Annotated in this window: 13 protein-coding genes; 3 read left to right on the forward strand and 10 right to left on the reverse strand. The window is 67.9% G+C overall.

Annotated elements, in window-relative coordinates:
• Positions 1-31 precede the first annotated feature (31 nt).
• The 9 genes from pgsA to EAX62_RS12605 all read right to left on the reverse strand — a co-directional run bounded on the left by pgsA (position 32) and on the right by EAX62_RS12605 (position 9735).
• Positions 32-625 carry a CDP-diacylglycerol--glycerol-3-phosphate 3-phosphatidyltransferase gene (gene pgsA / locus EAX62_RS12565; RefSeq protein WP_121902050.1) on the reverse strand — a complete coding sequence of 198 codons (594 nt, stop codon included), beginning with the start codon at positions 623-625 and terminating at the stop codon, positions 32-34.
• Complete coding sequence (rimO, locus tag EAX62_RS12570) at positions 622-2028, reverse strand: 30S ribosomal protein S12 methylthiotransferase RimO (RefSeq protein WP_121902170.1); 1407 nt, start codon at positions 2026-2028, stop codon at positions 622-624. The genes pgsA and rimO overlap by 4 nt, the downstream gene beginning before the upstream one ends.
• Positions 2029-2067: 39 nt before the next feature.
• On the reverse strand, positions 2068-4668 hold the full coding sequence (locus EAX62_RS12575; protein WP_121902051.1) for an FtsK/SpoIIIE family DNA translocase: 2601 nt from the start codon (positions 4666-4668) through the stop codon (positions 2068-2070).
• Between the two features lie 62 nt (positions 4669-4730).
• The gene (locus EAX62_RS12580; protein ID WP_233557938.1) at positions 4731-5639 is read right to left on the reverse strand and encodes a thiamine-phosphate kinase; all 909 of its coding nucleotides are present in this window, start codon (positions 5637-5639) and stop codon (positions 4731-4733) included.
• Positions 5640-5659: 20 nt separating this feature from the next.
• Positions 5660-6793 (reverse strand): D-alanine--D-alanine ligase family protein, encoded by a 1134-nt coding sequence (locus tag EAX62_RS12585; RefSeq protein WP_121902053.1) that lies wholly within the window; start codon positions 6791-6793, stop codon positions 5660-5662.
• A 63-nt stretch (positions 6794-6856) separates the two neighbouring features.
• Complete coding sequence (locus EAX62_RS12590) at positions 6857-7654, reverse strand: lysophospholipid acyltransferase family protein (RefSeq protein ID WP_121902054.1); 798 nt, start codon at positions 7652-7654, stop codon at positions 6857-6859.
• Between the two features lie 17 nt (positions 7655-7671).
• Complete coding sequence (locus tag EAX62_RS12595; RefSeq protein ID WP_121902055.1) at positions 7672-8541, reverse strand: lysylphosphatidylglycerol synthase domain-containing protein; 870 nt, start codon at positions 8539-8541, stop codon at positions 7672-7674.
• Positions 8542-8713: 172 nt separating this feature from the next.
• Positions 8714-9382 carry a hypothetical protein gene (locus tag EAX62_RS12600; protein ID WP_121902056.1) on the reverse strand — a complete coding sequence of 223 codons (669 nt, stop codon included), beginning with the start codon at positions 9380-9382 and terminating at the stop codon, positions 8714-8716.
• Positions 9379-9735, reverse strand: coding sequence for a PadR family transcriptional regulator (locus EAX62_RS12605; RefSeq protein ID WP_121902171.1), 357 nt, complete (start codon positions 9733-9735; stop codon positions 9379-9381). Before EAX62_RS12605 ends, EAX62_RS12600 begins: the two co-directional genes overlap by 4 nt.
• 112 nt (positions 9736-9847) lie before the next feature.
• Here EAX62_RS12605 and EAX62_RS12610 point away from each other — a divergent pair, with 112 nt between their 5' ends.
• The gene (locus EAX62_RS12610) at positions 9848-10195 is read left to right on the forward strand and encodes a hypothetical protein (RefSeq protein WP_121902057.1); all 348 of its coding nucleotides are present in this window, start codon (positions 9848-9850) and stop codon (positions 10193-10195) included.
• Here EAX62_RS12610 and EAX62_RS12615 read toward each other — a convergent pair.
• Positions 10116-11186 (reverse strand): CPBP family intramembrane glutamic endopeptidase, encoded by a 1071-nt coding sequence (locus tag EAX62_RS12615; protein WP_158600672.1) that lies wholly within the window; start codon positions 11184-11186, stop codon positions 10116-10118. The genes EAX62_RS12610 and EAX62_RS12615 overlap by 80 nt on opposite strands.
• A 131-nt stretch (positions 11187-11317) precedes the next feature.
• Here EAX62_RS12615 and EAX62_RS12620 point away from each other — a divergent pair, with 131 nt between their 5' ends.
• Together EAX62_RS12620 and EAX62_RS12625 are read left to right on the forward strand one after the other, a co-directional pair.
• Positions 11318-12541, forward strand: a complete 1224-nt coding sequence (locus EAX62_RS12620) for a sensor histidine kinase (protein ID WP_121902059.1) — start codon at positions 11318-11320, stop codon at positions 12539-12541.
• Complete coding sequence (locus EAX62_RS12625; protein WP_233557939.1) at positions 12520-13194, forward strand: response regulator transcription factor; 675 nt, start codon at positions 12520-12522, stop codon at positions 13192-13194. The genes EAX62_RS12620 and EAX62_RS12625 overlap by 22 nt, the downstream gene beginning before the upstream one ends.
• Positions 13195-13201: the final 7 nt, after the last annotated feature.

Here is a 13201-nt window from a genome sequence, read left to right on the forward strand (position 1 = left end):
CGTGTGAGGAGACTCTAACCCCGGTGGGCCATCACTTGCGGCGTGTGCCGGCGGCGATGGCGTCGCGGCGGATCTTCAGCGCCGATCGGATGTAGTCCGCCCCCGTCAGCAGCGTCAACACCAGAGCGGCCCACATGATCACCTGGGCAATCACCTGCAGCCACACCGGCAGGTTCTCCAGCCCCAGGAGGTAGATCGCCAGCGCCACGGACTGGGTGACGGTCTTGAGCTTGCCCCCGCGGTTGGCGGCCATGATGCCGTACTTGGCGATGGCGGCCCGCAGCCACGTGATGCCCCACTCCCGCACCAGGATCAGCACGATGATGACCCAGTTGAGCTCCCCCAGAATGCCGAGGCTCACGAACGCGGCACCGGTGAGCGCCTTGTCCGCGACCGGGTCCCAGAGCTTTCCGAAGTCGGTGACGAGGTTGTACTTGCGGGCGATATGACCGTCGGCGAGGTCCGTGAGGATCGCCACCACGAACACAGCAGTGGCGGCGACGCGCCACCCGGGGTTCTCGGGATGCGTGAACAGCACCACCAGGAACACCGGCACCAGGATGATGCGCAGGACCGTCAGTGCGTTGGGCACGTTCAGATTGCTCGGCCTGGCTTCCGCAGTCATCGGATTTCCCCCACGAGGTCAATGCCGATGGCGTCAACGTAGGTGACCGGCACCAGTTCCCCTATCGAGAGCGTTGCGCCCGGGATGGTCACGAGGCCGTCGGTCTCGGGGCCCTGGTGTGGTCCTCGTGCCACGGCCGCGCCGTCGACGTTGTCCTCCACGAGCACCACGGCTGCGTCGCCAATGCGCTCGGCGGCCCTGGACTCACACACCTCGACGGAGACGTCGGCGAGCATGGCGCGCCGTTCCTCGATCTCGTCGGGGGCGACGTGGTGGGGAAGGTTCTCGCCCTCGGTGCCGTCCTCGTCGGAGTAGGCGAACACGCCGAGCACGTCCAGGTTGGCGTCGATGATGAACTGCCGCAGGATGGCGACGTCCGCGTCCGTCTCACCGGGGAAGCCGGCGATGACGTTGCTGCGGATCCCGGCGTCCGGTGCCACGCCACGAATCTTCTCAATGATTGACAGGAACGAGTCGGGGTCGCCGAAGCGGCGCATCCGGCGCAGCACGGCGGGGGCTGCGTGCTGGAAGGACAGGTCGAAGTAGGGCACCACCTTGGGTGTGTGGAGCATGGCCTCCAGCATGGAGGGCCGGATCTCGGCGGGCTGAAGGTAGGACACGCGCAGCCATTCCAGGCCGTCAATGGCAGCCAACTTGGGCAGCAGCGCTTCCAGGCTGGCCTGGCCTGCAAGGTCCTTGCCGTAGCTGGAAGTGTTCTCGGAGACGAGGAACACCTCCTTGACACCCTCCTCCACGAGCCAGCGGGCCTCGGCCACAACGTCGTCCATGGGTCGGGACAGGTAGCTGCCCCGAAACATGGGGATGGCGCAGAAGGAGCAGCGGCGATCGCAGCCGGACGCGATCTTCAGCGGCGAGCTGGGACCAGAGGCCATGCGACGACGCCACGCGCGCGGACCACTGGCGGGCGCCACGCCCTCAGGCATGGCGTGTCCGGGGACGGCGACGCTGGCGGCGGCCGCAGGGCGGGCCGACGGGGACAACGGCAGCAGCTTGCGCCGGTCGCGGGGAATGTGGGATTCGGGCTTCTGCCCCGCCAGGATGCCTCGCAGCTTGTCGGCGATGTCGGCGTAGTCGTCGAACCCGAGCACCGCGTCGGCCTCCGGCAGTTCCTCGGCCAACTGCACCCCGTACCGCTCGGCCATGCAACCGACCGCGACGACAGCGCGCGTGCGTCCGGACGCCTTCAGGTCGGCAGCGGCCAGCAGGGTGTCAATGGAGTCCTTCTTGGCCTGCTCCACGAAGCCGCAGGTGTTGACCACCACCGTCTCCGCTTCCGCCGCCTCGTCGACCAGTTCGAAGCCGCCCTGCTCGAGGCGGGCGGCCAACTCCTCGGAGTCGACGTCGTTGCGGGCGCACCCCAGAGTGGAGATGTGGACCTTGATCGCGTGTTGTGTGGCAGTCATCGTGTTCACCAGTATCCGTTATCCGGCGGCAAGGTTCGACAACACCTCATCGAGGTCGTCCGGTTTGACGAGCACTTCGCGCGCTTTCGACCCCTCAGAGGGTCCAACGATGCCGCGGCTCTCCATGATGTCCATGAGACGGCCGGCCTTCGCGAAGCCCACCCGCAGCTTGCGCTGCAGCATGGAGGTGGAGCCCAGCTGCAGCTCGACCACGAGGCGGGCTGCGTCCAGAACCAGCTCCAGGTCGTCGCCGATGTCGTCGATCACCTTCTTCTCCGCGACCACCACGGTGACATCCTCACGGTACGAGGGCTGCATCTGCTGCGACACGTGCGCCACGATGTCGCGGATCTCCGACTCGTTGACCCAGGCACCCTGCACGCGGACCGCCTTGCCGGTGCCGATGGGCAGGAACAGTGCGTCACCCTTGCCCACCAGCTTCTCGGCGCCGGGCTGGTCCAGGATGACGCGGGAGTCGGTCATGGACGAGGTGGCGAACGACAGGCGCGACGGCACGTTGGCCTTGATGAGTCCCGTGACCACGTCGGTGGAGGGGCGTTGGGTGGCGAGCACCAGGTGGATGCCGGCGGCACGCGCCAGCTGCGTGATCCGCACCACCGACTCCTCGACGTCGCGCGGCGCCACCATCATGAGGTCGGCGAGCTCGTCCACCACCACCAGGAGATAGGGATACGGGCTCAGCACCCGCTCGGAACCCTCGGGCAGCTTCACCTGCCCGGCGCGCACGGCCTTGTTGAAGTCGTCGACGTGGCGGAAGCCGAACGCGGCCAGGTCGTCGTAGCGCATGTCCATCTCGCGCACCACCCACGCCAGGGCCTCCGCGGCCTTCTTGGGGCTCGTGATGATGGGTGTGACGAGGTGCGGGATGCCCTCGTAGATGTTCAGCTCGACGCGTTTGGGGTCCACCAGCAGCATCCGCACCTCATCGGGCGTGGCGCGCACGATGATCGAGGTGATGAGCGAGTTGATGAAGCTGGACTTGCCGGAGCCGGTGGCGCCAGCCACGAGCAGGTGCGGCATCTTGGCCATGTTGGCCACGACGAAGCCGCCTTCGACGTCCTTGCCGAGCCCGACCGTCAGCGGGTGGTGGTCATTGAGTGCCCGGTTGGAACGCAGCACGTCCCCGAGGCTCACCACCTCCTTGTCGGTGTTGGGGATCTCGATGCCGATGGCCGACTTGCCGGGGATGGGCGTCAGAATGCGGATCTCGTTGCTGCCCACGGCGTAGGCGATGTTGTCGGCGAGGCCCGTGACCTTGCTGACCTTGATGGCGGAGCCGAGCTCCACCTCGTAGCGCGTCACCGTCGGGCCACGCGAGTAGCCGGTGACGCGGGCGTCGATCTCGAACTCGTTGAGCGTGTCGGCGAGCTGGCGCACCACCTTGTCGGAGGCCTCCGTGCGGCTCTTGGGCTTGGTGCCGGCCGCCAGCATGGCGTCGGAGGGCAGTTCGTAGACGATGTCGCCGGTGAGCTGCATCTGCTCACCGCGATGCGGCGCGCTCGAGTGGGCGGGCGGGGCCAGGGCTGCGGGTTCCTCCGCCTCCAGCCGGCGCCCGGCGGGTGCCTTGCGGGCCGGGGTGGACGGCTCGGGCGCATGCACCACCTCGGTCTCGTGCTCCCAGACGTCGCGTTGGTCCCCGGAATCCTCCACCAGGGGTGTGTCGTAGGGCACGTCCACGCCCAGTGTCAGTTTGTCCTGTCGCGGCGCAGGCTTCTCCACGAGAGTGCCCAGCGCGCGCCGGATCCCCTCGCCGATCTCCCGCAGGGGTCGCCCGACGACGAGCAGCACGCCACCGAGTGCCACGAGCACCAGCAGCGCGATGGCAGCCCAGTTGGGCACCAGTTGTGTCAGCAGGGTGGAGGACAACATCCCCAGGATGCCGCCGGCTGCGCGGAGAGCAGTCATGTCGTCGGCCTGCGGCAGGCCGTTGCCCACGTTGATGAGGCCCAACACGCCGAAGAGGATCAGGATCCAGCCCATCGAGGTGCGGGGGGCGACGTCGACCTCCCCCGGGTGACGCATCACGCGCCAGGCGCCGAACAGCAGGACCGCCGGGACGGCCACCGACAGGGACCCGAACACCGTGGTGGTGGCGATGCCGATGGCCGATCCGATGGCGCCGGGCAGCGCAAACCACAGGCGCAGGGACACGATCACGCCGAGCAGCAGCATGAACAGGGCGACGCCGTCGCGTCGCTGTTCCGGATCGACGTCGGCCTGACCTCCGCCGAAGCCGCGGGCCACATGTCCGATACCGCGGGCGATCCCGTTCCAGATCGTGGCCAGTCCGCGACCGAAGATCACGAGCGCTCCGGGACCCTGCCGGGGCGGTGGGGCCGGCGTGCGGGGCGGCGACTTTTTGGCCGCAGGCTTGCTGGCGGTGGCCGGCTTCCTGGCCGGCGTGGGCTTCTTCGCCGGCGTGGATTTCTTGGCCGCCGCAGGCTTCTTGGCCGGAGCGGGTTTCCTCGCCGAGGAGGCGGCACGACTCGATGCCCCCTGCTTGCTCGGGGGTTTCTTGGTGGTCGTGGAACTGACAGCCCCCGACGAGCGCGTCGAGGTACTGGAGTTCCGCGTTGGGGAAGTTCCGCGGGACGCCATGCTTGGCACCTTAACCCACGCGGGCGGTGAACCCCCGGACCCCACACCGCCGAAACGACAGCTCAGCGGGCGAAATGGTCCCAGCCGGCGGCACCCTGCCAGGGCAGAGCGTTGACGGTGAGTCCTTCACCCTCCAGCACGGAGCCCACGCGCAGCCACCCCTCCGGCAGCGCCACATCGGCCGGGAAGGTGGCCACGAGTGCGTGGTCCTCCCCGCCTGCCAGGATGAAGCCCCACGGCGATTTTCCGGTGGCGGCGCAGACCCGGGCGATGGCGTCGGTGACGGCAAAGGCGTCAGTCTCCAGGTCCACGGCGACGCGGGACGCCTCGGCCAGATGCCCCAGGTCAGCCAGCAGCCCGTCCGAGACGTCCATCATGGCGGTCGCACCGGCGGCAGCAGCCACGCGCCCCTGTCCGTAGGGGACCGTGGGGCACTGGTGCTCCACCACCAACTCCTTCGGCGACCCGAATCCGCGCTGCAGCACCGTCAAACCTGCGGACGACCAGCCCAACCGGCCGCACACCGCCACCTGCTCACCAGGGGCCGCTCCTCCACGGGTCACCGGCGTACTCCCCCGGAATTCACCGATGGCGGTCACGCAGACGGTGATGCTCTCGGAGCGGGACAGATCACCGCCCACGAGCGACACGCCGGATCTGGCGCACTCCTCGCGTACCCCTGCGGAGAACTGGTCGACCCACGTCTCCTCGAGCCCGATGGGCAGTGCCAGTGCCACCACGACGCTCACCGGGACTGCGCCCATGGCCTCAACGTCGGAGACGTTGACGGCTATGGCCTTGCGTCCCAACTGGAAGGGCGTGGTCCAGTTGCGGCGGAAGTGGACACCCTCCACGAGCATGTCGGTGGTGACGGCCGCGTCCCCGTCGAGCCGCAGGACGGCGGCGTCGTCGCCGGGCCCGAGAATCGTGGTCGGGGACTGCTCCAGGTCCGCGGTGATCCGGCGAATCATGTCGAACTCCCCGCCGGCCATCAGCGCAGCCCCACCGGCCGCAGCAGCGCCAGTTCGATGAGGCGGCCGACGAGGTCGGGGTACGTCATGCCGCTGTGCTGCACCAGCTTCGGGTACATGGAGATCTCCGTGAACCCCGGCATGGTGTTGATCTCGTTGATCCACACCCCACCGTCGGCAGCGGCGAAGACGTCGACGCGTGCCAGACCCTCTGCCCCGACCGCGTTGAAGGCCCGCTTCGCGACGATCTGGATCTCACGGGAGAGCTCGTGGCTGATGTCGGCGGGAATGTCGAGGGCCGCCTGGTCATCGGCGATGTACTTCGCCTCGAAGTCGTAGAACCCGTCCTTGGCGAGCACCCTGACCTCCCCGACGACCGAGGCGTCGCAGCCGCCGTCCACCTGAGGATTCGCCAGAACGGCGCACTCCAGCTCCCGGGCCCCCACGAAGCCCTGCTCAATGATGACTTTCGGGTCATGGGCCTGTGCGGCGGCGATGGCGGCGGGCAGCTGGGCGGGATCGGTGACCCGGGTGATGCCCAGCGAGGAGCCACCGCGGGACGGCTTCACGAACACGGGGTACTGCAGTGCGGAAACCTCCGCCAGCACCCGGTCGGGATGGTCGAGCCACTGCTGGGCTGTGGCGACGACGTAGGGCCAGACGGGCAGTCCGGCCGCTTCGAAGGCCACCTTCATGTGGTGCTTGTCCATACCGATGGCGCTGGCGGCCACCCCGGAGCCCACGTAGCGGATGCCCATCATCTCGAAGAGGCCCTGAATGGTGCCGTCCTCGCCGTACGGGCCGTGGAGGAGCGCGAAGGCGACATCCACGCCGCGGATGTCCAACAACTCAGCGCCGTTGCGGGAGGCCACCTCACAGCCGGAGGCGCCCACCATCCACACGGCGTCATACTCCCCGCCGGCGACTTCCGGCACCCGGCCGTTGATGACGCTGTAGTCCGCGACGACATCCAGTGGAACCTGGGTCCACCTGCCCTCACGCGTGATACCCACGGCGACGACGTCGAAGCGTTCCTGGTCGACTGCCTTCAGCACGCTGGCGGCGGTGAGACAGGACACGCCATGCTCGGGAGACTGGCCACCGAAGATGAGTGCGACCCTGATCCGGGCCTGCTCGGCCGTCGTTTCTTCCACTGATTCGTCCCCTTGGCCTGCCGTACTGATGATCGACGTCAGCCTACTGTCAGGCCCCCACAATCAACGCTTCTGGGGCACCCGGGCGCCGACGCGCATGTCCCACCGGCCGCGGGGCGCCTGCTCGTCCCTCAACTGCTCGACGAGCGCCGCGACGGCGTCCATGATGGCCACCGTGGCGAGTTCCAGCGTCTCCGGTGACGGGTCCTGACCCTCGCGGCGGAACCTGTCGAGGTCCACCGGCTCCCCCGCCAGCACGTGAACGGGCCGTCGACGCAGGCTGAAGAGCTTGCCCCACTGGATCGTGGGTCCGCCCAGCACCTCCTCGGCACCGATCTGACCGACGGGGACCACCGGCACACCGGTGCTGAGCGCCAGCATGGCCGCGCCGCGCCGGCCGGACATGGGCCAACCGTCCGGGTCCTTCGTGATGGTGCCCTCGGGGTACATGGCCACCATCTGCCCGTCCTGGAGTGCCTTCTTCGCGAACACCAGCGACTGCTTGGCGTCCTTGGTATTGCGCAGGACGGGGATCTGGCCGCACTGGTGCGCCACCCATCCCAGGACGGGTGCGCTGAAAATCTCCGACTTCCCGAGGAAGCGTGGCCACCGGCCAGACCAGATGAGGAACTCCCCCAGCACCAGAACGTCGTAGTTGCTGATGTGGTTGGCCACCACGAGGACGCCGCCGTCAGGGGGGATCAGGTCCTGCCGCGACCAGTGACGCCTGGTGAGCAGTGGCGCCACGAGGCGCACGGCGCGAACGAGTGCGCGGTACACCCAGGGCGCCTTCTCGGTGTTGACCTTGCGCAGCGGCAGCCGCCATGGCTTGTCGGCGTCGGGCCGGCTCATCTCGTGCATGGCGACAGCCTAGAGGGTCACACCCCACTGCCCGCCGCAGCCCCCAGCTCCTTCGTGGGCGTGCCGTCGACGGAGGTGGCGCGACGCCCCCACCACGCGACCAGGGCTACGGCCATGCCCGGCAGGCACGAGATCGTGGCCAGGAGACCGTAGGCAGTCGACGTGGCGACGGCGTGGTCGGACGTCACTGCGAGCGTCGATGCCAACGCTGCGACGCTCAGCTCACGCACGCCCCACCCCCCGACGCCCAGGGGAATGCTCATCGAGGCCAGGCCCACGACTGCCAGCGCCGGCACGATGGGTCCGCCGAGGGCCGCCGTCGCCACCAGGTACAGCGCTATCAACGATCCGACGCCCACCACCGAGGACGCCCAGACCAGAGCCGATCTGCCGGGCCCCAGCCCACGCATGCACCAGAGCGACGTGACCAGACAGGCCAGCGCGACCATGGCCGCCGCACCCGCCAGCGGCACCGATTGCGGCGGGAGCGTCAGGGCGGCTGCAGTGAAGAGCACGGTGGTTGCCGAGAGTCGTTCGGCACCCAGTGCGACCAGGGGGGATCTCCAGGGCCGGATCCCGCGGTTGCGGTACACCGCGACGCGCGCCGCGTCGCCGGCCAGCCCCCCGGGGAGCACCATGTTCCCGAAACTGGAGGCGTAGCAGTCGGCCAGGGCCCGCCGGAAGGTCAGTGCGATGCCACGGTGACGGCCAAGGGTCCGCCATCGCAGCGCTTGCGCCGCTGTGGCGGACAGCCCGAGCAGCAGCGCCGCCCCGATCGTCGTGGGTGTCAGGGCACCCCATCCCGCCAGCAGTGCCTGCGACCCGACCAGCGCTGCCACGGCGGCCACGAGGAAACAGCTGATGGCGAGCATGACGAGGCGCCGCACCCAGCCATGATCACGCCCTGCATGAATCCACCCGGCAACGGCGCGCGGGAAGCGGCTCCATCGCTGGTGGGACAAGGGCACTCTCCGATCACGTCGTGTGCACGGCCATGTTCCCAGCGTAGCGACGGGTAGGGCTGGGGTCGCCGAGACAGGTCGCAGGGTAGCGATGGGCTCAACTGCTGCGTCCTGGCGCCGACGACACGTTGGGCGGCACGAGTGGGTCGTCCAGGGACTTCCCGGAGCGCCGGAGCATGATGCTGTAGGCAGCGAAAGCCACGAGCGACGTGATACCGGCACCCAGCACCCACGCGGCAGGCGCCGAGCCGACTACGACGCCGTCGAAAGGCAACCCGACTGCCACCAGTGCGGCGATGACCACTGCGAATCCCACGGCGGCGAGCACCATGTGATCCATCACAAACCTCAGGAGGCGGTCACCGAAGACGAAGACCAGGACCATGGCGACCACAGACGCGAGTGCGCTGACGAGCGACGCGAGATTGATCTGCGCCTCCTCTCCCAGCACCATCGCCATCCCACCCTCGAGGATGAACCACGCGCCCCCGACGACCAACAGCAGTTGCACCCAGGTCCTCGCCAACTGGCGGCCGGTCCAGCGAGACTCATCCGGTAGTTGCAGCGCCTTGGCATAGTCAACGGCCGGCCCGAACGCGTCCATGGCGCTCTGGCCGCTTTCGCTGCAGTGCGCCTCAACCTCCAGCAGTGCATCGGCGATGGTGGGGCCACCCGCCCCCTGCAGTCGCAGTTCCACCACGAAGGCGTCGCGCCAGTTCGCCTCGACACTGGGCGCGAGGACGTCAAGATCATCAGCTTTGCTCATAGGGTGCTTCCTTTCGCTGCGTCAGGCGCGAGCGCCTGACCCGTCATGGTGGCGAATCGTCGCCAATTCTCTGATTGCTCTGCCAATTCCACGGCTCCACCCTCGGTGAGCGCGTAGACCTTGCGGCCGGGGCCGCCCTCCCCCGCCATCCATTCAGCGGTGAGGAACCCGTCGCGCTGGAGTCGGTTGAGGATGGGGTAGAGGGTTCCGCCCCCCACTGTCCCGAGCCCCATTTCCTCGAGCCGGGTCGCGATCGCATAGCCATGGGCAGCCTCGCGTTCCACGGCCCGCAGGACGCAGAGCGGCAGAGGTCCGCGAAGCCACTGCGGTGGCCAGGAATCTGTTGTCTCCATGAGGAAACGGTAACGCACACTAGGTTGCAATGCAATCTAGTGTGCGACGCAATTCCGATGGCAGGTGCGGAGATACGCTGGAAGCGTCTGCGCCGTCGAAAGGGTGATTGACATGACAGAGGACCAGTACGAGGACAGCACGCTGTCCGTGAACGCGGACACGTTGACGATCCGGGGCTACTACTTCCCCTGGTTCGGCGCCAAACGCGTACCGTTGTCCAGCATCCGCATCGTGACGAGGCTCCCGCTCACCACCTGGGGTGGTCGTTGGCGGATCTGGGGATCGACGACGCTCCAGTACTGGGCGAACCTCGACGTCCGTCGTACCCGCAAGGACACCGCCTTCACCGTGGACATCGGTGCCTCGATCATGCCGTTCATCACCCCTGAGCGTCCCGACCAGTTCGAACGCGTCCTTCGAGCCGCCGTGCCAGCAGTTCCTTTCGTCGTGAAGTCCTAGCCGCTGTCGCCGGTGTGATCCCGGCCGGATCGGTGGTCAACGGCGCAGTTCGCTGGATGCAACAGCCCGTGGACAGTCGCACGACCACGACCGTGAAGGACAGTGTCAGGAGCAGGGAGATCACCAGGGATCCCGCGCCGAACTCCGTGGCGTTGATGTCCATGAGACCCACAGCAGCCAGTGCGAATCCGCTCACGTTGCCGACGACGTGCAGTGCCACAGCGGCTTCCAGTCCGCCGGTGCGCCAGGTGAGCCAGCCGGCGGCAATGGCAAACGCGGCGACGTCGGTCATCCCGAGCAGCCCGTAGTCATGCCCGAGGACGAACAGGGGGACGGGAAGCAGGATGGCAAACGCGGGATGGCGCAGCCAGCCTCCGATCGTCTGCATGAGGTAGCCGCGGAAGACGTACTCCTCTGCGGCGGCTTGTAGCGGCACGAGAGCCAGTGTGAGCACGACGGCGACCGCCGCTCGCGGCATGTCCAACGTGGGGGCAAGGGATTGGCCCTGGGCCACGGCCACCAGGAACTGGGTGACGTAGGCCACCGCGTAGATCGTGATCGCGGCGAGGCCACACAGCGCCAACCATCGCAGGCGAATCCGTCCGACCACCGAGGACAACAGCCCCACTGGCCCGGCACCCACCATTCTGGTGGCCAGTAGCAGTGCGGGCAGCAACAAGATGAGCATCCCCATGGCGAAGGCGAACATGAAGGGGTCGCTGAGATCCATGACGTCCGCCTCCCGCAGGAACGTGTCCATCACGCGCTCCACCCCCGGGAACACGATGCCCGCGATCGCGAGAAGCACCATCGCGAGAAGAAACGCCGCGGCGTAGATCGTCGCGGCGACGGCGGCCACCAGGATGGGCCTCCACCATCGGTGGTTGCTGAGAACCCGGGTCACTCGGTGGAACTCCACTCCGCCAAGACCCTCCGGATCAGCTCCCGCCATCGTGGTCGGAGGTTTCGTCATGCTTCTTGTGATCGTCATGTCATGACTCTGGCGCGCCGCACCCCGTATCCACATCGCCGCTGGGCGCCCTGATCACGGACCAGAAGGATGACCCCGGGTCGTCCCCAGGGAGGATCCGCGCCGCCGATCACCGCACTACGATCGACGACATGTCTCCCCCAACGCCGGCAGCCCGGCACCATGTGCGCGCATCGCGCCTGTGGGGAACGCTGTGGCGAATGATGCTGATGGTGGTACTCGGCCTCGTGGTGTTCGTCTTCGTCTGGTTGGACACCGAGGCCTCCCTCGTCGCCGCGGGTGGATCGCTGGATGACCTCGGCGGCTTCATGGTTCTCGACGTGCTTCTCGGTCTGGCGTCGTTCGCGCTCTACCCGCTGCGGCACCGACGGCCACTGCTCACCGTCGGCATCATCGTGGGCCTCTCCGCCCTCTCATCACTGGCGGCTCCGGCGGCCGCCCTCGCCATCATTTCTCTGTCGACGCGGCGACAACGCGGGGAGATCATCGCCATCTCCGTCGTCTTCCTCGCCGCGGGCTTCGCAAACCTGCTGGTCCTCCCGTTCCCCGACGCCCCACCGTGGTGGGCAGCAGCGCTCCTCGCCATCCTCGTGTGCGCCGCTTTGGTCGTCACCGGTCTCTACATCGGTGGACGTCGCCAGCTCCTCCAGGTGTTGCAGGAGCGTGCGGAACACGCCGAGCGCACGCGTACGGGCGACATCGAGCGTGCACGCATGACTGAACGCACCCGCATCGCACGGGAGATGCACGACACCTTGGCCCACCGTCTCTCACTGGTCTCCCTGCACGCCGGCGCACTGGAATACCGCACCAACCTGTCGCCGGAGGATGCCAGGGCAACGGCTGGTGTGGTGCGGGAGAACGCCCGCCTGGCTGCCAGCGATCTCCGGGATGTCCTGGGAGTGCTCCGCGACGTCGACACTGCGGATGACAACAGCACCACGAGGCCACCCCCGTCGGTGCTCGAGGCCCTCCACCTCCTCGTGCAGGACAGCCACGGAGCGGGGAACCCCACGACGCTCACCATCGGCGACTCCGTGGCATCAGCCATCGACACGCTGACGCCTCCCACCAGGGCGCACCTGCAGCGAGTGGTCCAGGAGGCATTGACGAACACGAGGAAACACGCACCCGGGGAACCCACAGAAGTCGATCTGGGCGGTGCCCCGGGACAACGCTTGTTCATCCGCGTCACCAACCGGCTTCCCCCGGACCCTTCATCTGGACCCGCGGCCCCCTCCGGATTCGGTCTGACGGGTCTGCACGAGCGGGTGCGCATCGCTGGTGGCGCACTGAGGACCAGAAGGACGGATGACTGCTTCACCCTGGAGGCATGGTTCCCATGGTGCAGGTGAGGTCCACCATCCGTGTGGTCCTCGTGGACGACGAAGCCCTGGTGCGGGCCGGCCTGCGGATGATCCTCGAAGGGGATGCGACCATCGAGATCGTGGGTGAGGCGGGCGATGGCGTCGCCGCGCTGGCTGTGGTGGATGACACCCACCCCGATGTCGTTCTCATGGACATCCGGATGCCACAGATGGACGGCCTCGCGGCAACCGAGCAGATGCTTCGCGCCCACCCCTCCACCAAGGTCGTCGTCCTGACCTCCTACGACGTCGACGACCTCGTCCCCCGAGCACTCCGGCTGGGCGCGACCGGATACTTCCTGAAGGACACCCCGCCACAGGAGTTGGTGGAGGCGGTGCACAGGATCGCCGACGGCGACACCATGTTGTCCCAGTCAGCCATAGGGCACCTGGTGGACGCCGTCACCCGACAGGCGCCAGGCGCGGGCGGACCGGATGCCACGCGCCTGGCCGATGCCCTCACGGAGCGGGAACTCAGCGTCGCCCGCGCCATCAGCCGTGGCCTCTCCAACGCCCAGATCGCCACCGAACTCTTCGTCAGCGTGACAACGGTCAAGACCCACGTCAGCCGGATCCTGGGGAAGCTCGGTGTCGTGAACCGCGTGCAGATCGCCGCCTGCGTCCAACGCGACGCGCGGTGACGCCTCA

The sequence above is a fragment of the Tessaracoccus antarcticus genome (assembly GCF_003688855.1).
Classification (GTDB): domain Bacteria; phylum Actinomycetota; class Actinomycetes; order Propionibacteriales; family Propionibacteriaceae; genus Arachnia; species Arachnia antarctica.